Below are 18,413 nucleotides of genomic sequence, written 5' to 3'. Positions count from 1 at the left end.
GAGAAACGATGACTCTGATCGACGACCGCGCACCGGCATCCGTCGCCCGCACTATCGCCGGCATCTCGAACGGCGAGCTGTCGGGCTCGACCTGCGCGCCCGAGCTGACCGAGGGGCCGTGGGCGTTCGACCTCGGCATGCCGGGGTACGGGCCAGGGGCGTCGCAGGGCGACCTGTTGCCTGCAGGCTCGGCCGCCCAGGGCGAGTTGCCCGAGCGGTATCGGCGCGCGTCGGGCGAGGAGCTCTCGTCGTGGATCGCGTCGGCCAAGGCATCCCTCGGCTCGCGCGTCGCGGTGATGGGGCACTTCTATCAGCGCGACGAGGTCGTGCAGTACGCGGACTTCGTCGGCGACTCGTTCCAGCTGGCGCGGGCGGCGCGCGAGCTGCCCGACGCCGAGGCGATCGTGTTCTGTGGCGTGCACTTCATGGCCGAGACGGCGGACATCCTCACCGGCCCCTCGCAGGCCGTGATCCTGCCGAACCTCGCGGCCGGGTGCTCGATGGCCGACATGGCCGACATCGACTCAGTGGAGGAGTGCTGGGCGGAGCTCGAGGCGCGGTTCGGGACCTCGCCCGACGAATCGGGTCGCGTGCCCGTCACCCCCGTGACGTACATGAACTCGTCGGCGGCGCTGAAAGCGTTCTGCGGCGAGCACGGCGGCATCGTGTGCACGTCGTCGAACGCGTCCACCGTGCTCGAGTGGGCGTTCGAGCGCGGGCAGCGTGTGCTCTTCTTCCCGGACCAGCACCTGGGCCGCAACACCGCGAAGGCGATGGGCGTGCCGCTTTCGACGATGCCTCTGTGGAACCCGGCGAAGGCGGGCGGCGGGCTGAGCGGCGAGGCGCTGGATGCTTCACGGGTCATCCTCTGGAACGGGTTCTGCTCGGTGCACAAGCGGTTCACTGTGTCGCAGATCTCGGCTGCGCGGGCGGCGCACCCTGGCGTGCGCGTGATCGTGCACCCCGAGTGCCCGATGGAGGTCGTGGACGCCGCTGACAGCGCCGGCTCGACGGACTACATCGTGAAGGCGATCGCGGCGGCGCCCGCCGGCTCGGTGTTCGCGATCGGCACCGAGATCAATCTCGTGCAGCGGCTCGCGGCGGACTACCCGCAGCACGAGATCTTCTGCCTCGACTCGGTCGTCTGCCCGTGCTCGACGATGTACCGCATTCACCCCGCCTACCTCGCGTGGGTGTTGGAAGAGCTCGTCGCGGGGCGCGTCGTGAACCAGATCTCGGTGCCCTCGCGGGTGGCGGCAGGGGCTCGCGTGGCGCTCGAGCGCATGCTCGCCGCGCGCCCCGACACGACGATGGCGGCGTAGCCCGTGCGCAAAAGCGGAAATCCTGGGCGTCGCGACGCCGATGCCGCACTTTGGAGCGAGTGTCGCCGAGAATCTCCACTCGTGTGCGGCCACGCGGCGGTGACCGCATGCGCGTGATCGTCGTCGGGTCCGGGCTCGCCGGGCTGCTGACCGCACGCGAGGCAGTGGATGCCGGCGCCGAGGTGCTGCTCGTCACCAAAGGCGCCCTCGCCGACGCGAACACCACCCACGCTCAAGGCGGCATCGCGGCGGCACTGTGGGCCGACGACTCGGTCGCGGCGCATGTGGCGGACACGATGGCGGCCGGCGCGGGGCTGTGCGACCGCGCGGCGGTAGAGGTGCTGTGCGCAGAGGGACCCGACCGGGTGCGCGAGCTGATCCGGCTGGGGGTGCGGTTCGACCGGGCAGGCGGCGGCCTCGCGCGCGGGCTCGAGGCGGCGCACTCGGCGCCGCGCATCCTGCACGCAGGCGGCGATGCGACGGGAGCCGAGATCGAGCGGGCGCTCATCGCGGCGGTGGTCGGCGAAGGGCGTCGGGTCGAGGTGCGCGAGCACACTGCGCTGGCCGAGCTGGTGATCGATGACGGCAGGGTCGTCGGGGTCGAGCTGGGCGACGGCACGATCGAGGTCGCCGACGCCGTCGTGCTCGCGACCGGCGGGGCCGGCCGGCTCTACGCCCACACGACCAATCCGGCGGTCGCCACCGGCGACGGCGTCGCGGCGGCCTGGCGCGCGGGCGCCGAGCTCGCGGATGCCGAGTTCTACCAGTTCCATCCGACGGCCCTCGCGGCGCCCGGCTCCTTCCTGATCTCCGAGGCCGTGCGCGGCGAGGGCGCCGTGCTGCGCAACGCTCGCGGCGAGCGCTTCATGCTCGACGTGCACCCCGATGCCGAGCTCGCGCCGCGCGACGTCGTCGCGCGAGGGATCGCCACCGAGATGGCGGCTCAGGGCGGCGAACCGGTTGTGCTCGACGCGACCTCGCTCGGGGCATCCGCCCTTGCTCGCCGCTTCCCGACCATTGATCGCGCGACCCGCGCCGCGGGGTTCGCCTGGGGGCGCGAGCCGATCCCGGTCACGCCCGCCGCGCACTACTGGATGGGCGGGATAGCGACGGATGCTTCGGGCCGCACCAGCCTGCCCGGCCTCTGGGCCGTGGGCGAGTGCGCGTCGACGGGGGTGCACGGCGCGAACCGGCTGGCGTCGAACTCGCTGCTCGAGGCGGCGGTCTTCGCGCACAGGGCTGCGCAGGACTTCATGCGCCCGGTCGTCGAAAACTCCCCGTCAGGCGCGCAAACCGGCGACAAAGTGACGACCGAGGCGACGGGTCTCGTGACCGGTCGTCAGAAAGTCGCATCGGCGAGCGCTGGAGGACGACGAAGTGACGACCGAGGCGACGGCGCCTTCGACCGCATCGCGCTGCAGGAGCTCATGTGGCAGCACGCCGGGGTGCAGCGCTCGGGCGAGGGGCTCGCGCATGCGGCATCCGTTCTCGCCGCCTGGAGCACGACCGAACTCGAAGACCGCAACCTGCTCGATCTCGCCCGTGTCGTCGTCGACGCGGCGCTCGCGCGCGAGGAATCGCGCGGCGCGCACTACCGCACCGACTTCCCCACCGCCCGACCCGAATTCGCGCAGCGGCGCCGCCGCGCCCGAGAAGGAGCCCCCGTATGCTGACCAGCCAGATCATCGACCGCGCCGTCGCAGCCGCTCTCGCCGAGGACGCCCCGTGGGGCGATGCGACGAGTGAGGCGGTGATCCCGGCGGGCGCGACCGCCTCCGCACAGCTCATCGCCCGCGAGTCGGGCGTGCTGAGCGGCGGCGCGGTGTTCGCGGCGGCGATGCGGCTCACCGATCCGGCCATCGCAACGACGCTGACGCAGCCGGACGGGGCCTTCTTCGCCGCCGGCGCGGTACTCGCCGAGGTGAGCGGCCCGGCCAGATCGGTGCTCACCGCCGAGCGCGTGGCCCTCAACTTCGCCCAGCGCATGAGCGGTGTCGCGACGCTCACCGCACGCTACGTCGGGGCCGTCACCGGAACGCGGGCGCGCATCGTCGACACCCGCAAGACGACCCCGGGGCTGCGGCCCTTCGAGCGGCACGCGGTCGTGAACGGTGGCGGCCACAACCACCGCTACTCGCTCAGCGACGCCGTCCTCGTGAAGGACAACCACCTCGCGGTTCTCACTGCAGGCGGCCTCTCGGTGACCGACGCTCTGCGGCAGGTGCGCGCGAGCATCGGACACACCGTGCACCTCGAGGTCGAGGTCGACCGTCTTGACCAGATCGAGGCGGTGCTCGCCGCGGGGGTCGACACGATCATGCTCGACAACTTCTCGCTCGACGAGCTGCGTCAGGGCGTCGCGCTCGTGCACGACCGCGCGAACATCGAGGCGTCGGGCGGCGTCGCCCTTGAGACCGTCAGAGCGATCGCGGAGACCGGCGTCGACCTGATCTCGGTCGGCGCGCTCACGCACTCGACCCGTGCGCTCGACCTCGGGCTCGACGTGGTGCTGTCGGGGGCCGCGTGATCCTGCTCGACGCCGCCGCGACGACGCCCGTGCGTCGATCGGCACTCGAGGCCGCGTGGCCGTACCTCACCGGGGTGTTCGGCAACCCGTCGAGTGTGCACGAGCCGGGTCTCGCCGCGGCGCGCGGGCTGACCGCCGCGCGCGAGGGCGTGGCCGAGTTCCTCGGCTGCCGCCCCGCTGAGGTGATCTTCACGTCAGGAGGCACCGAGGGCGCGAACCTCTGCATCAAGGGGCTCGCGCTGGCTTCCCCGCGCGGGCGCCACCTCGTCACAACGCGCATCGAGCATGAGGCGGTGCTCGAGTCGGTCGCGTACCTCAAGCGTGCGCACGGCTTCACGGTCGGCTACGTCGAAACGGATGCCACCGGCCTGGTCTCTGCCGACGCATTGCGTTCCGCGCTGCACCCTGACACCGCGCTGGTCTCGATCGGGTGGGCCAACAACGAGGTGGGCACGGTGCAGGACATCACGGAACTGGCATCCGTCGCCCATGAATTCGGCGCGCTCTTCCATACGGATGCCGTGCAGGCCGTCGCCGCGCTGCCGGTCGACGTGCGCGCGCTCGGCGTCGACGCGCTGTCGTTCTCGGGGCACAAGCTCGGGGCGCCGAAGGGGTCCGGAGCCGTGTTCGCGCGGGCGGGGCTGCCGCTCGAGCCGCTGCTGCACGGCGGCGGCCAGGAGCGCGGCCGCCGCTCGGGCACCGAGAACGTGGCGTGGGCGGTGGCGCTGCGTGCCGCGCTGAGCGACGACGACCCTGTGGCTCGTCGTACGCGGGACGCCGGGCGAGCTGTGCTCGCGAGGGGTGGCTCTGACGGTGACGACGGCTTCGAGACGCTGCTGCGCAGCTCCTCAGCCATGGGAGGGGTCCTCACCGGCCACCCGACGCAGCGGCTCCCCCGGCATGCGTCGTTCGTGTTCCCCGGGATCAACGGCGAGACCGTGCTGCTCGAGCTCGAGCGGCGCGGCATCGTCGCCTCGGCGGGCTCGGCCTGCGCGGCCGGCCGAACGGAGCCGTCGCACGTGCTGCTCGCGCTCGGGTACACGCCCGACGAGGCGTCCGCCGCCCTTAGATTCACCTGGACCGCAGACATCACGGCAGAGCAGCTGCGTGAGGCGTCCGTCGCCCTCGCCGAGTCCGTGGCCGCCGTCCGGCGACAGTAGACACGGGAATCCCGCGCTCTTTCCACCATCTTCGGTCGCCTCGCAACACACCACTAGGTGCTCTTGCACACTAGTGCGGCATGCGTAGTAGTGTGTGAGCCACACCACCGGCAGGAGGCCAGATGGATTCCACCCAGCTGCTCAAAGGCGTGCTCGACATGGCGGTGCTCGCCGTCGTGCAGGATGAGGACGGGTACGGCTACGACATCGTGCGCCGGCTGCGTGACTCGGGCCTCGAGGGCGTCGGCGACGCCTCGGTCTACGGCACGCTGCGCCGGCTTTACGCCGCCGGCGCCCTCTCGACCTACGTCGTGCCGTCCGAGGACGGCCCGCACCGCAAGTACTACGGCATCAACAACGAGGGTCGCGCACTGCTGACGCGACAGAAATCCACGTGGTCGCAGTTCGCCGCGACCGTCTCAGAACTCGTCGGCGCGGCGCGGCCCGCGCCGATGGCGAGAACCGCCCGCGCGATTGGAGCGAAGTGATGATCACCGCCGACGGCACCCGCGAGTCGGTGCACGAGTTCGCGCAGGCCGTGCGCGACGCCCTCTCAGACCTGCCCGCCGACGAGATCGACGAGCTCACCGACGGCCTCGAGGCCGACCTCTTCGAGCGCGCGGCCGAGGGCGGCGGCACGGATGCCTTCGGGGACCCCGTCGTCTACGCTGCCGAGCTGCGCACCTCGGCCGGCCTCCCCGAGCGGCCGGCGCAGCCGCGGCGCTTCACGCCAGCTGAGCAGTTCGGCGCCTCGGCCGCCGCCAAGTGGAAGGCGGCGGTGAGCGCCGTGCGCGGCAACGCGTTCGGCGCGTGGCTGATCGACCTTGCGGTGGCCCTGCGCCCGGTGTGGTGGGTGCTGCGCGGCTGGGTCGTGTGGCAGGTCGTGACCATCCTGTTGTGGGACCAGAGTTACGGATTCCTGCCGATCAGCCACGCCTCGGACTTCAACTTCTGGCCGTGGCTCCTATTGCTCGGCCTCGTGCTGATCAGCGTGCAGTGGGGGCGGGGGCGTTGGATGCGTGGTCGCTGGGCACGCGGCCTGCTCCTTCTGATCAGCATCGTCGCCGCCGTCGCGCTACTGCCGGTGTTGACGTTCGCGATCAACGCGACCTGGTCGCAGTCCAGCGTCGACGAGATGACGAGCGTGCCCACCTCCAGCGACGGCATGTTCGACAACGGCCGCCAGGTCTACAACATCTACGCATACGACTCCGACGGCAAGCTGCTGCAGAACGTGCGGCTCTACGACCAGGATGGGAAGCAGCTGATCACCGCGCCGGATGAGACCTACCCCGACTACGGCGCTCAGAACCACTATGGCGAGAGCTTCACGGTCACCCCGAACCCGCTCGGCAGCGGGGCGACCGGGTGGTCGATCTACCCGTTGCCGACGAAGGCGGCCGTGCAGTACCCGCCGTTCCCGCAGCTCGGGCCGCTCGCGCCGGCGAGCGAGACCATGACGCCGGGCGCCTCCGCCCCCACCCCCACGCCGGTCCCGACTCCGTCGGCCACGCCCGCGAGCTGAACCATGCCCATCGACCCAGCCGCCCTCGAACTGCCGCCGACGCGGCCGGTCGACCTCACCCCGCTCAACGAGGAACTGCTCGCTCAGGCATCCGTTCTCAACTGATGACCAAACCTCCCAAGGGCCCGCAGTAACGTCAGTCGGGGGCCCAGGGGTTGTCGGGCAGACGCAACGGGTCGTCCGAGGCGGCGGTGCGCTCGATGGTGACCCGAGGGACGCCCGCACGCCCCTCTGCGCGCGACGCGGCGACGCGACCCCCTCCCCCGGTGTCCGACCTCGTCACCGCCCCCGCGACCACGAGCGCGCCGATCGCGGTCGTGACGGGCATCGCCAGCACCAGTGCGAGGCCGCCGACGAGGGCGCGCACGATCTCCTGCGCGACGTCCTCAGCGGTGAGGAAGTCACCGGCCGTGCCCCCGAACAGCTGCACGGCCACGATCAGCACGAGCGCCGTGCCGAGGTAGGCGAACACGAGCGTGTAGACCGTCGACGCGACATGGTCGCGGCCGATGCGCATCGCGCGCCAGAACAGCTCCCACCTGGTCATTCCGGGCGACGCGTCGCGCAGCTCCCAGAGCGCGGACGCCTGGGTCACCGTCACGTCGTTCAGCGTCCCGAGGCCGGCCAGGATGACGGAGGCCACGACGAGCTGCTGCACGTCGACCCAGGGCGCGTTCGCGAGCAGCAGCCCGGCTTGCTCGTCGCCCACGTCGGCGAGCCGCCAGCCCGTGACTGCGGACCACGCGAACAGCGTCGAGAGCCCGACGCCCACCAGTGCGCCGGTGAGCGCGACCGAGGTGCGCATCGAGAAGCCGTGGGTGAGGTACAGCATCACGATCAAAATGAGCACCGAGGCGGCGAGCGTCACGGGCACGGCCGGCTGCCCGCTCAGCAGCGCGGGCAAGAGGAAGCCGACGACGGCCACGCCGGCGAACCCCAGGCTGACGAGGGCCATGACGCCGCGTCGCCAGGCGACCAGCACCACGACGACCGCGAACAGGATCGCGAACCACAGCATCGACGACCCGCGGTCGGCGCGGTAGTACGAGAGCGGCAGCTTCGAGTCGCCCTTGACGTCGGTCGAGTCCAGCAGCAGCACCCGGTCGCCCGGCTCGATGCCGGTCGCGATGATGTCCGGGGTCAGGCTGATCTTCATGGTGCGGCCCGCGTTCGGCCCGTCGAGTACGTGCACGGATGAGTCGCCGCACACCGCCGCGGTGCTGGCGTCGCCCGAGCACGCGAGCTCGACGGTGAGCATGTCGCCGTGCACGACCTTCGCGCCGCTCACCGCGAACGGCACCTCGCCGCGCACGCTGTCGATGCGCTGCCCGTCCGGCCACCAGTGCAGCACGCCGAACACGGCAGCCAGCCCGCACAGTGCGATGACCCCCACGATCGCGATCGCCGCTCCGCGGGCCAGCCGCAACCGCGAGGCCGACACCTCGGAATGCGCGTGGGAGTGCCGGTGCCCGCTGCTCATACGGTCAAGATAGGCACGGATTCCTCGGTGTGCCGCTCAATCGCCGCGATGACCTCGCGGTCGTCGTAGAACGCGAACAGCGCGAGCGCGGCGGCGATGAAGACACCTGAGACGAGCGCGGTGAGCTGCACGCCGTCGACGGTCGCCCTCCCGTCCGTCGATCCGAGCGAGATCAGCCCCGGAACGACCAGCAGGACCACCGTCTGGCTGAGCGAGGTCACGAAGTTCCGCGCGGCGAAGAACATGCCCGCACGGTTCTGCCCCGTTCGAATGGTGTCGAACTGGGTGAGATCGGCGAAGGCCGCCGGCGGGATGATGTTGGTGATCGAGATCGGAACGCCGATGAGCAGGCCGATCAGGATCGCGAACAGCGCGCCGGGCACGGCGCCCTCGAGCGTGTAGCGGTACAGGTAGATCGCGAAGTAGATGACGACGTACGTGACGCAGGCGGCGACCATCAGCGGGCGCTTCCCGACGCGGCGTGCGAGCCAGTTCACCAGCGGATACGACGAGACGCCGACGACGATCGCGAGCACCGGAACGATGGTCGCGAACAGCTGCGGCTGCCCGACGAGCATCGTGATGTAGTACAGCAGCGTCGCGTTGAAGAGCGAGAACGCCACCTGCATGACGAAGGTCGCGCCCACGAGCACGCGGAAGCCGCGGTAGCGGAAGGTGGCGGCGAACGACGCGAGCAGCGGCGTGTGCGCAGCCTCGGCGTGAACGTACCGGCGCTCGTCGATCGTGAAGGCGGGGACGACAGCCGCGAGGAATCCGATCGCTCCGAACAGCGCGAATGCGAACCGCCAGGCCGCGAGCTCACTGAACCCGGCACCGACCAGCAGCGACTGGAGGGTCGGCGTGACGAACACGATCGCGCTCCCGATCACGAAGAACAGCGTGTTGATCGTGTAGAACCACACGCGCCGGCGCACCTCGGTGACCAGCTCGGCGACGAGCGCGAAATACGGTACGAGGAAGAAGGTGCCCGCGATGTAGTACAGCGAGAGGAACACGGCGACCCACAGCGTGTTCCAGCCGCTCGAGCGGTCGAACGGGGTGAAGACGACGAGCGCCGTTGTCACGGCCCACGGCAGCGCGGCCCAGCGCAACATGACGGTGCGGCGGCCGCCGCGCGCCCGGATGCGATCGCTCCAGCTTGCGACGAGCGGGTTGAGGAACGCGTCGAGCCCGCTGCCGATGCCGCGCACGAGCGCGAACGTGAGCGCAGCCGCGGGCAGGAGCACGGGGAGCGAGCTGTGCGCCTGTGGCACGAAGACGACGAGCACGTAGCTCGTGATGAGCCCGGTCAGCACGGCCTGCGCGAAGTCGCCGAGGCCGAAGCGGACGAGCACGCGGGTCGGGGCGCGCTCGGGGCGCGGTGCCGCGCGGCCGGCGGCGGCTGAGGTCGCGGTCACGCGGTCTTCCTCTCGGTGGCGGGCAGCTTGTCGTCAGGCAGCAGAGCAGTGCGCAGCTCGCGGATGAACTTGGCCGTCTCGGTCGACGACGGGCCGTGGCCGGATTCCTCGAACCAGACGAGCCTGACCGAAGGAGCACGCAGCACGGCGGCGTATTCCTCGACCAGCACTGATGGGGTGGTCAGATCGTACCTGCCCTGCAGGAAGGTGACGGGCACCGCGAGCTCGGCCGCATCGCGCGTGAAGTCGTAGTCGATCACCGCGGGCCACAGCTCGGCGAGCGACCGCGTCGCGCCGCGCGCGTAGCCCCAGCGGTCGCGCCCCGAGTACTCGGAGTTCGTCAGGATGCCGCCAGCGAGGCTCTGCACCCACCCCTGCTTCACGCCCGCACGCAGCGGGTGGTGCCGGGCGGCGACCTGCCGCTGCGTGATCAGCCCGCGCACGACCGGGCGGTACTGCCCGGCGACCGGCGGCCCGACGCGCTCGAGCGCTGCGACGCCTTTCGCATCGCCGGCCTCCCGAGCGGCGGCGAGCGCGGTCGCGTACCCGATCTCCTCGTTGCGGATTCCATCGACCGCCTGCCCGCTGCCGACATACGCCGCGTACAGTTCGGGGTGGCGCTGGATGAGACGGATGCCGAGCTCGGTGCCCCACGAGAAGCCGAGCACACTCACCGAGTCCAGCGAGTGGCGCTCACGGACGAGGGTCGTGAGCGCCGCGGCATCCGCCACCAGTCGATCAAGCGTGAGCGCGCCCTGCGTGCGCGGGCGGTAGCTGCCGCCCACGCCGCGCTGGTCCCACAGGATCAGGAAGAAGTCCCGCGCGAGCTCACGCAGCCGCCCTGTGAACGCGTGCCGGTTCGGCACGCCGGGGCCGCCGTGCAGCACGAGCAGGCCGGGCAGACCCGGGCGGTCGGCGATCAGGTGGATGCGCTGCCGCGTGCCGTTCAGCTCGATCAGGTCTTTCCGATCGATCGCAGCCTTCTGGGCGATGACGCCCACCGTCACCGGCCCGTGAGCGACCCGGCGATGCCGCCGAGGCTGAAGTAACGGTTCAGCACCGCGAAGATCAGCACGGGCGGCAGCGCGACGAGCAGCGCGAGGATCTGCGAATGGCCTGCGGCCTGCAGGCCGATGCCGACCGTGTAGTTCGGATCCGAGCGGATGAAGGTGAACGCCGCGACGTAGTCGTTCCAGACGAACAGGAAGGTGTAGATCGCGGTCGTGAGCACAGCGGGCAGCGAGTTGCGCAGGATGACGCGGAAGAACCCGCCCATCACCGAGCAGCCGTCGAGCCATGCTGCTTCCTCGAGCTCGATCGGCACGGTGGCGATGTAGGCGGAGAACATCCAGATCGACACGGCGAGCGACAGCCCGACGTAGACGAGACCGAGGCCGAACAGGTCGTCGACGAGATGCACCTTCGCGAGCAGCAGGAAGAGCGGCACGAGCAGCAGCACCGACGGGAACGACTGCAGCAGGAAGATGACCATCGCGAGGGTCGAGACGGCGCGATCGCGGCCGCGCGCGAGCACATAGCCCGCCGGCGCACCGACGACGATGCACACGATGGCGGTGGCGAAGGCGAGAGCGAGGCTGTTCTCGAACCAGAGCGTCGCCTGCCCCTGCATCGTGAACTGCACCGCCTGAATGACGCTGCTCGCCCACGACAGGCCCGTGCCGGCGAACTGCATGTTGCTCAGGCCGAGCGCGCTCGAGACGGTGCCGCCGAGCGGCACGAGGGTGAGCACGGTGATCACGAGAACGATGGCGAACCGCCACCAGCGGCCGTCTTCCTTGGCCGGCCGCAGCCCGGTCGTCATTGACGTGGTCACGGGCGTCAGTCTAGTTGGTTGCTTTGAGCACCAAATCGAGGCGGATGCCTGGGCTCACGACGCCCGCTCGAGATCGTCGCTCGCCGTGATCTCGAGCACCTCGGCGACGACGCGCTCGGGGTCGCTGCGGTGGATCGAGTGGCCGGAGCCCGTCGCGACCGCGTAGCCCACGTTCGGGTGCACGGCGAGGCGTTCGCCGAGCGCCGCCGAGACGGCGGCGTCGGGGAATGCGGGGTCGGCGCCGAGCACGGTCACGGGCACGGCGATGCGCTCGAACTGCGACTCGACGTCCCACCGGGCGGTGTCGCCGAGGACTCCCTCGACCGTGTGCCGGCTGGTCTGCTGAGCGGCGCGCACCTTGAGCTGCACGTCCTCTGCGTGCCAGTCAGGGTGCGCGGCCCCGATTTCGGCGGCGTCGGGTTGCTCGACCTCGGCGATCGCCGCCGTGACGAACGCGTCGAACGCCACGGGGTTGTCGGCGCGCAGATTCCGCAGCGCCGGGTCGACGAGCACGGCGGTCCTCGCCCAGCTCGGGTAGTGCGCGAGGGCGAGAACGGCGATCGCCCCGCCCAGCGAGTGGGCGACGACCACGTTCCACGGGGTGCCGTCGGCCGCGGCGCCCGGGCGCAGCCGCAGCACGTCGGCGGCGAGCGCGCCGAGCGGATATCTCAGCGTGCGCGGCGCATCGCCGTGGCCGCGAAGATCGGGGGAGACGACACGGAAGCCGCGCGCCGCAAGCAGATCGGCGACGCGCCACCACACGGCGCCGGCCGACGACAGGCCGTGCAGCAGCAGGGCGGTGCGCGGGGCATCCGCTGCGCCCCATTCGCGCCAGGGCAGCGCGACGGAAGTCGCCTCATCGATCTCGAGACCGGTCGTCATGGCTCTACGGTAGGCGGCACGGGCGGGGAGCCCGCACCGCACCGCAATCCGCCGTCACAGCATCAGCCCGAACGGCCCGGGCTCAAGACTCGCCGCACCACGCGCTCGATCGCGTGCACGGCGAGGCCGACGCTCTCGACGTCGATGCGCTCGTCGACGCTGTGCACAAGGTTGCGGAAGTCGGCATGCCGCCACCGCGGCGAGAACATGCCGAACCCGTAGGCCGGGATGCCGCGGTTCCGGAAGTACCGGCTGTCGGCCGCCCCCGGGGCGATCACCGGAACGGCGCGCGCCCCGGGGTAGGCGGCGGCCACCGCCTCGTCCAGCGCGGCGTAGAGCGGGGTGTCGAGCGGCGAGCGGCTCGCCGGGTTCTGGCCGCCGAGCGGCTCGATCACCACGACCGCGGCGAGAGGGCCGAGCGCTTCGCGCAGCTGCGCGTCGACGTCGGCGCCGGTGACGCCGGGCAGGGTGCGGATGTCGAGGTCGACGTGCGCGCTCTGCGCGACGATGTTCAGCTTGTCGCCGCCGCGCACGAGGTCGGGCGAGTAGGTCGTGTGCGTCACGGCGTGCGCCAGCCCGGCGATCGGCCCGAGCTGCGGCAGCGCCGCGTCGATGCGCGACGGGTCGACGAGCGCCGCGCGCACGTCAGCCGGCAGATCGAGAGCGGCGACGTAGTGCGGCCACAGGTCGTCGATCTGCGCGAAGCCGGTGTGTTCGGCGATCCGCGCGATGGCGGCCGCCGCGGTCACGATGGCGTTGTCGGCGCCCCACGGCGTCGAGGCATGGCGCGGATGCCCGGCGAAGCGCACGCGTCTGCCGGACATGCCCTTCTCCCCCACCGTCACTGTGACGCCGCGCACCTGGCCGCCCGTCGCGAGCGGGATGCCTCCGGTCTCGCTCAGCACCCCGTCGACATCGACGAGCTCCGGCCGGTTGGCGACGATCCACTCGGCGCCGAGGTGTCCACCGGATTCCTCGTCGGCGACCGCGGCGAAGACGAGCCGCCCCGGCATCCGCTCACCGCTCAGCGCCAGCGTGCGCATGACGACCGCGTAGGCCGCCGTCAGGTGCAGCATGTCGAGCGCGCCGCGCCCCCACACCCAGGTCGCGCTCTCGCCGGCCACCAGTTCGCCGCCGAACGGGTCATGCGTCCAACCGCGTCCGGGCGGAACCACGTCGGTGTGGCCGAGCAGCAGCAGGCTGGGCGCGTCGGGGTCGGTGCCCGGCAGCTCGGCGACGAGCGAGACCCGGCCGGGGTGCGGCTCGACGAGCTCGACTGAGGCGCCCGTGCCAGCGAAGAAGTGCTGCAACGTCGCGGCGCTGCGCTCTTCGCCACCGGAGTCCGCAGAGCCGTCTGCCACGCATGCGTTCCGGATCAGCTCGCGCAGCAGCTCGACGGTCTCGGTCGTCAGGTCGTCGGTCGGCTCGGTCATGTCCGGCCAAGCTATCGCACGGGCAGCGGCCGCTCGGCGTCGAATTCCGCGATCAGGTGCTTCACGACCGCGGTGAGGTCGCCGTCGCGGCGCTGCGCGACCTGCAGCTGGCGCTGGTACCCGGCACCCAGATCGAGGATCGTGTGGATGCCGGCGAGCTCTGCCCGGCATCCCAGGTCGTCGGCGATCGGCTCGAGCGCCGGCAGCAGCTCGGCCAGGTGATCGCGCACGTGCAGCTCGCGGCCGTCGCGGTCCACGATCAGCTCGACGTCCATGCCGTAGCGGGCCGCGCGCCATTTGTTCTCGCGGTGGAACCACGGCTGCAGCTGTGCGAACTCCTCGCCCGCGTCGAGGCGCCGAGAGCACCACTCGACGAGGCACTGCGCGAACGCGGCGATCGCGGCGAACTCGAACAGGTTGCTCGCCGCGTCGCAGGCGCGCACCTCGATGGTTCCCCAGCGCGGTGCCGGGCGCACGTCCCATCTCACCTCGGTGACCTCGGCGAGCACCCCGGTGCGCACGAGGTCGTCGACGTAGCCCTCGAACCCTTCCCAGTCGGCCAGCTGCCACGGCAGGCCAGCGGTCGGCAGCTGCTGGAAGACGAGGGCGCGATTCGACGCGTACCCCGTCTGGTCGCCCGCCCAGAACGGGCTCGACGCGCTGAGCGCCTGCAGGTGGGGCAGGTACTTCGTCAACTCGGAGACGATCGGGATCACCTTGCGTCGGTCATCGACGCCGACATGCATGTGGATGCCCCAGATCATCAGGTTCCGCCCCCACCACTGCGCCCGGTCGATGAGGGTGCGGTAGCGGCTCTTCTCCGTGATGTTCTGGTCCTGCCACTTCGCGAACGGGTGGCTTCCCGACGACAGCAGAGCGACCCCGTGGCGTTCGGCCTCGGCGCGCACGAGCTCGACCCTGCTGCGGATGTCGCCGATGGCGTCGCCCACCCGCTCACGCGGGTCGCTGGTGACCTCCACCGTGTTCGTCAGCAGCTCTGCCGTGATCTTCTCACCGCCGTCGAGGACCTGCAGGATGCCGGGCGCAGCAGGCACCAGCTCGCCGCTGTCCTGGTCTGCGAGCATCAGCTCCCACTCGAGGCCCACGGAGGAGCGCGGGGATTGTGCGAACGGGATCTCCATGCCAGCAGAGTGTGGCAGGCATCGGCCCGCGCCGGCAGTGCTTGCGCCCGGGGTGACGCATCGCGTACGCACACTGAGGCATTCCCCCTGTTCGGGTGCCATTCGCGCAGCATCCGTGTCATTGTTGTCGCCAAGATTCCGCATGGGAATCCGATCACTGGTTCAAAGACGAGCACAGCCCCGCCCGTGGCGGGGCGGAGAGATCGACAGATGGCACAGCAGTCGGGCGCCGCATTCACGCGCCGCACTTTCATCGGAGTCGCAGGCGGGGTGGCGGCGAGCACGCTGCTCGCGGCCTGCTCGCGGGGCGGCGCATCGACCGCCGCCGGCGGCAAGACCCTGAAGTTCTGGAACATGCCGTGGGGTCCCCCCGCGTTCCTCACCGAGGACAAGAAGATCGTCGCCGGCTTCTCGAAGGGCGGCTACACGGCGAGATACCAGCAGATCCAGTGGGCGAACTTCACCACGCAGTTCGCGACGGGAGCCTCGTCGAACACCGGGCCCGCGGTGAGCTCCGGCGGCGGCACGCAGGCGTTCCAATACGCCGCGCAGGGGAAGATCCAATATGCGGACGACCTGATCGACTCGTGGGCCGACAACGGACTCAAGGACGACTTCCTCGACGGCCTGCTCGACGCCATGAAGACCGACAAGGGCTACGCGGCCGTTCCGTACAACCTCGACGTGCGCGTCGCCTGGTACAACACGGCGATGTTCGACCAGTGGGGCCTCGACGTGCCGACCACCTGGGACGAGTACAAGACGGTCTGCGCAGGTCTCAAGAGCCACGGCGTCTACGGCTTCGGGATCGGAGCGGGTGCAGGCAACAACACCGGATTCCACACGATCACCGCGTTCCTGATCAACAACGGCGGCGGCTGGTTCAACGAGAAGCAGGAGCCGGATGCCGTCACCGACCGCAACGAGGAGGCCCTGGAATACGTGCTCGAACTCGTGAAGAACGGGTATTCAGACCCGGCGGCGGTCGGCTACACCAGCGCGAACATCTACACGCAGTTCCAGCAGCGCAAGTTCGGGTATGCCGTGAGCACGGCGGGCCTTCCGCAGAACGTCGGCGGCGACGTGGCCAAGGAGCTCGCCGTGGCCGAGCCGCTGACCGGCCCGCACGGCGACTCAGGCGGGCTCTACTTCCCGAACAACATCATGATGTGGACGAACACGCCGTCGAAGAAGGCCAGCGAGGACTTCACGACGTACTACTACCAGAACATGCAGCCGCTGTGGACGAAGAAGACCGGCATCGGCCTGCCGCCGCTCACCTCGATCACGAAGACGCCCGAGTTCGCCTCTGACGCCAACAACGTCAAGATCGTGAAGGACTGGATCCCGATCTTCAAGACGTGGGCGGCCCCCGGCGGCTCCGGCCTGTTCGCCAACGTCGCGAACACCGTCGACGGCACCGCGCCCTCGTTCACCTTCGCTCAGACGGTGCTGACGGGCAAGACCACGGCGAAGGCCGCGCTGCAGGCGTTCCAGAACACGCTGGAAGGGCTGATGAAGTAGGGCCGAGACAAGCCGAAGGCCCGGTCAGCCGACCGGGCCTTCGTAACTGTCTCAACCAGTGTGTGCGCTCGAAGGGACTCGAACCCCCAACCTTCTGATCCGTAGTCAGATGCTCTATCCATTGAGCTACGAGCGCGGGCGCAACCAGGTAAGCCTAACAGGGGTCACGCGTGCCTCCCAAATCGGGAAAGCTTGTGCTGTGAGCAACGCGAGCCAGGCATCCGACCGCATTGTCGTCCTCTGGGACATCGACGGCACCCTCGTGCACGAGACCCGCGGCGAAGGGTCGCGCATGCAGATGCGGGCAATCCGCGACGTGCTAGGCGTCGACCTCGAGCGGCCAGGGTTCGGTGCGGGCGCGACCGAGCGCATGGTGTGGACGCGACTGTTCGAGAACGCGGGGATTCCCGTGCCCGACGATCTCACACCCCTCGAAGACGCGATCGACCGGCTCTACGTCGATCACTTCCTCGAGGCGCCGCGCGTCGCGATTCCCGGTGCGGCCGAGGCGACCCGCGCCGTCGCCGAGGCGGGCCTCGTCAACTCCGTGCTCACCGGCAACGGCCGCCCTGTCTCGCGCATGAAGCTCGAGTCCGCGGGTCTCGACGTCACGCTCTTCGACTGGGATTCCGCCTTCTTCGGCCGCGAATGGAGCGACCGCGTCGAGATGGCGAAAGCGGCCAGGCTGAGGCATCCGGTCGCCGTCATCGTCGGCGACACCGTGAACGACGGGGCCTGCGCGGTCGGCTCAGGCATCCCGTGGGTGGCGGTCGGCACGGGCGGGCACCCGCGCGAGGATCTCGAGCAGTTCACCCCGGTCGCGTGGTTCGACGACCTGGTCGGGCGCGAGGGCGAGCTGACCGAGACGATCCGCGCCGCGGTTCACGGGTTGGCGTAGAACCAGAGCACCGCGACGCACACCGGCTGCGCGGCGATCGCGAAGCCGAGCACGAGCCGCCGCAGCCACGTGCGCCCGGCGATGCCGGGGTCGCCCATCAGCGGCGCGAGCGGCGCCGCGACGCGGAAGACGCTCTGCTGCGGCATGAACACGGCGAGCAGGTAGAGCGCGTACGACGCGGCCGTCGCGATGATCTCCGTGCCGAGCGGTCGGATGCCGCGGCGGCCCACCCACAGCCCGAAGAGCACGACGACCAGCACGACGATGAGCACCCCGCCGACTCCGAGGAAGCGCCACGACAGCTCGAACCACGCGGTGAACGGCTGGAAGTCCGTGTGGCCGAGGAAGCCGTAGCGCCACGACAGCTCGGTGGCCGTGTAGGCGTTCATCGCCCCGGTGACGGCCCACGCGATCGCGGGCCACGCGAGGCCGGCGAGGCCGGTGACAAGGGCGGCGATGGCCAGTTTCACGCGCTCGGGCTTCGGGAAGGCGTCCGCGCCACGTCGCGCTGAGCGCCACCGCACCACGAAGACGACGGCCAGCGCGAGCGCCAGCGCCAGGGCGCCGGGCCGGGTGAACGCGGCGACGACGGCGGGCGCAAGCATCCAGCCGTACTGCCGCCGCTGCATCAGGTAGAGCGCGGCGAAGAACAGGAAGAAGAACAGGCTCTCGGCATACGCGAGCTGCAGCACGAACGCCAGGGGCCCGAATGCGAACAGCGTCGCCGTGAACCACGCAGGGCGGAAGCCGACGCGGTCGCGCACCACGAGGTACAGCATCACCGTCGCCGCACCGCCGAACAGCAGCGACACGACGACGCCCGTCGCCGCGAACCCGGTGCCGAGCAGCCACTGCATCGCACCCACGAGCAGCGGGTAGACGGGCAGGAAGGCCCAGCTGTTCGGCTCGATCTGCCCGCTCGCCGAGCGCGGCAGCACTGTCGGGTAGCCCGATTGCGCGATGCGGTCGTAGTGCGCGCTGTCCCACATGGCCGAGATGTCGGCGAAGCTCGGCAGGTGCGGCGACCAGCCGCGAGCGGTGAGCTCGTACGACGGCGTGGTGGTCAACCACGGCAGGTGCCAGCCGTGCCAGACGACGACGAGCATGCCGATGCCGAGCAGCAGGGTGGAGAACACCCGGGATGCCGCGTAGAGCGCGACGACCTCGAGCACCTGCCGCCCTAGTGGGCGACGGGAGAGCTCGATTCTGGATTCGGGGTCGCTCTGAGACAGAGAAGTCGTCGAGCTCTGAGCACGCATCGTCTTCTC

Annotated in this window: 16 protein-coding genes and 1 tRNA gene; 8 read left to right on the top strand and 9 right to left on the bottom strand. The window is 70.5% G+C overall.

Annotated elements, in window-relative coordinates:
• Window positions 1-8: 8 nt before the first annotated feature.
• The 6 genes from nadA (at window position 9) to D7I44_RS09825 (ending at window position 6,534) form a co-directional block, all read left to right on the top strand.
• Window positions 9-1,322 (top strand): quinolinate synthase NadA, encoded by a 1,314-nt coding sequence (nadA, locus tag D7I44_RS09850; protein WP_120789344.1) that lies wholly within the window; start codon window positions 9-11, stop codon window positions 1,320-1,322.
• A 107-nt stretch (window positions 1,323-1,429) separates the two neighbouring features.
• Entirely contained in the window at window positions 1,430-2,995 is a 1,566-nt protein-coding gene (nadB, locus tag D7I44_RS09845; protein ID WP_120789343.1) for an L-aspartate oxidase, read from the top strand.
• Complete coding sequence (gene nadC / locus D7I44_RS09840; RefSeq protein WP_120789342.1) at window positions 2,989-3,849, top strand: carboxylating nicotinate-nucleotide diphosphorylase; 861 nt, start codon at window positions 2,989-2,991, stop codon at window positions 3,847-3,849. Before nadB ends, nadC begins: the two co-directional genes overlap by 7 nt.
• Window positions 3,846-5,009 (top strand): cysteine desulfurase family protein, encoded by a 1,164-nt coding sequence (locus tag D7I44_RS09835; protein WP_120789341.1) that lies wholly within the window; start codon window positions 3,846-3,848, stop codon window positions 5,007-5,009. The genes nadC and D7I44_RS09835 overlap by 4 nt, the downstream gene beginning before the upstream one ends.
• Window positions 5,010-5,131: 122 nt before the next feature.
• Window positions 5,132-5,497 (top strand): PadR family transcriptional regulator, encoded by a 366-nt coding sequence (locus D7I44_RS09830; RefSeq protein WP_120789340.1) that lies wholly within the window; start codon window positions 5,132-5,134, stop codon window positions 5,495-5,497.
• Window positions 5,497-6,534, top strand: a complete 1,038-nt coding sequence (locus tag D7I44_RS09825; protein ID WP_120789339.1) for an HAAS signaling domain-containing protein — start codon at window positions 5,497-5,499, stop codon at window positions 6,532-6,534. Before D7I44_RS09830 ends, D7I44_RS09825 begins: the two co-directional genes overlap by 1 nt.
• A 136-nt stretch (window positions 6,535-6,670) precedes the next feature.
• On the opposite strand, the gene D7I44_RS09820 is transcribed toward D7I44_RS09825, so the two are convergent.
• The 7 genes from D7I44_RS09820 to D7I44_RS09790 all read right to left on the bottom strand — a co-directional run bounded on the left by D7I44_RS09820 (window position 6,671) and on the right by D7I44_RS09790 (window position 14,723).
• Window positions 6,671-8,014 carry a YibE/F family protein gene (locus D7I44_RS09820; protein ID WP_120789338.1) on the bottom strand — a complete coding sequence of 448 codons (1,344 nt, stop codon included), beginning with the start codon at window positions 8,012-8,014 and terminating at the stop codon, window positions 6,671-6,673.
• The gene (locus tag D7I44_RS09815; protein WP_120789337.1) at window positions 8,011-9,432 is read right to left on the bottom strand and encodes an MFS transporter; all 1,422 of its coding nucleotides are present in this window, start codon (window positions 9,430-9,432) and stop codon (window positions 8,011-8,013) included. The genes D7I44_RS09820 and D7I44_RS09815 overlap by 4 nt, the downstream gene beginning before the upstream one ends.
• A complete protein-coding gene (locus tag D7I44_RS09810) occupies window positions 9,429-10,433 on the bottom strand; it encodes an alpha/beta fold hydrolase (protein WP_162940189.1) in 1,005 nt (334 codons plus the stop codon). The genes D7I44_RS09815 and D7I44_RS09810 overlap by 4 nt, the downstream gene beginning before the upstream one ends.
• A 2-nt stretch (window positions 10,434-10,435) precedes the next feature.
• Window positions 10,436-11,266 (bottom strand): carbohydrate ABC transporter permease, encoded by an 831-nt coding sequence (locus tag D7I44_RS09805; protein WP_162940188.1) that lies wholly within the window; start codon window positions 11,264-11,266, stop codon window positions 10,436-10,438.
• 54 nt (window positions 11,267-11,320) lie between these two features.
• Complete coding sequence (locus D7I44_RS09800; protein ID WP_120789334.1) at window positions 11,321-12,148, bottom strand: alpha/beta fold hydrolase; 828 nt, start codon at window positions 12,146-12,148, stop codon at window positions 11,321-11,323.
• A 62-nt stretch (window positions 12,149-12,210) separates the two neighbouring features.
• Window positions 12,211-13,581, bottom strand: coding sequence for a M20/M25/M40 family metallo-hydrolase (locus tag D7I44_RS09795; protein ID WP_120789333.1), 1,371 nt, complete (start codon window positions 13,579-13,581; stop codon window positions 12,211-12,213).
• Between the two features lie 11 nt (window positions 13,582-13,592).
• Window positions 13,593-14,723: a glutamate--cysteine ligase gene (locus D7I44_RS09790; RefSeq protein ID WP_120789332.1), complete on the bottom strand. Its 1,131-nt coding sequence runs from the start codon at window positions 14,721-14,723 to the stop codon at window positions 13,593-13,595.
• Window positions 14,724-14,933: 210 nt separating this feature from the next.
• Between D7I44_RS09790 and D7I44_RS09785 the strand changes: the two genes are divergently transcribed.
• Entirely contained in the window at window positions 14,934-16,247 is a 1,314-nt protein-coding gene (locus D7I44_RS09785) for an ABC transporter substrate-binding protein (protein WP_120789331.1), read from the top strand.
• A gap of 63 nt (window positions 16,248-16,310) precedes the next feature.
• Here the strand turns inward: D7I44_RS09785 and D7I44_RS09780 are convergent.
• Window positions 16,311-16,383, bottom strand: a tRNA-Arg gene (locus D7I44_RS09780).
• Window positions 16,384-16,446: 63 nt separating this feature from the next.
• Here D7I44_RS09780 and D7I44_RS09775 point away from each other — a divergent pair.
• A complete protein-coding gene (locus tag D7I44_RS09775; protein WP_162940187.1) occupies window positions 16,447-17,145 on the top strand; it encodes an HAD family hydrolase in 699 nt (232 codons plus the stop codon).
• On the opposite strand, the gene D7I44_RS09770 is transcribed toward D7I44_RS09775, so the two are convergent.
• On the bottom strand, window positions 17,130-18,317 hold the full coding sequence (locus D7I44_RS09770) for a hypothetical protein (RefSeq protein ID WP_120789329.1): 1,188 nt from the start codon (window positions 18,315-18,317) through the stop codon (window positions 17,130-17,132). The two genes, D7I44_RS09775 and D7I44_RS09770, sit on opposite strands and share 16 nt — an antisense overlap.
• Window positions 18,318-18,413: the final 96 nt, after the last annotated feature.

It is taken from the genome of Gryllotalpicola protaetiae, from assembly GCF_003627055.1.
In the GTDB taxonomy this organism is placed as follows: domain Bacteria; phylum Actinomycetota; class Actinomycetes; order Actinomycetales; family Microbacteriaceae; genus Gryllotalpicola; species Gryllotalpicola protaetiae.
The sequence above is the reverse complement of the archived record's forward strand: the minus strand, read 5'-3'. Positions and strand labels throughout refer to the sequence as shown.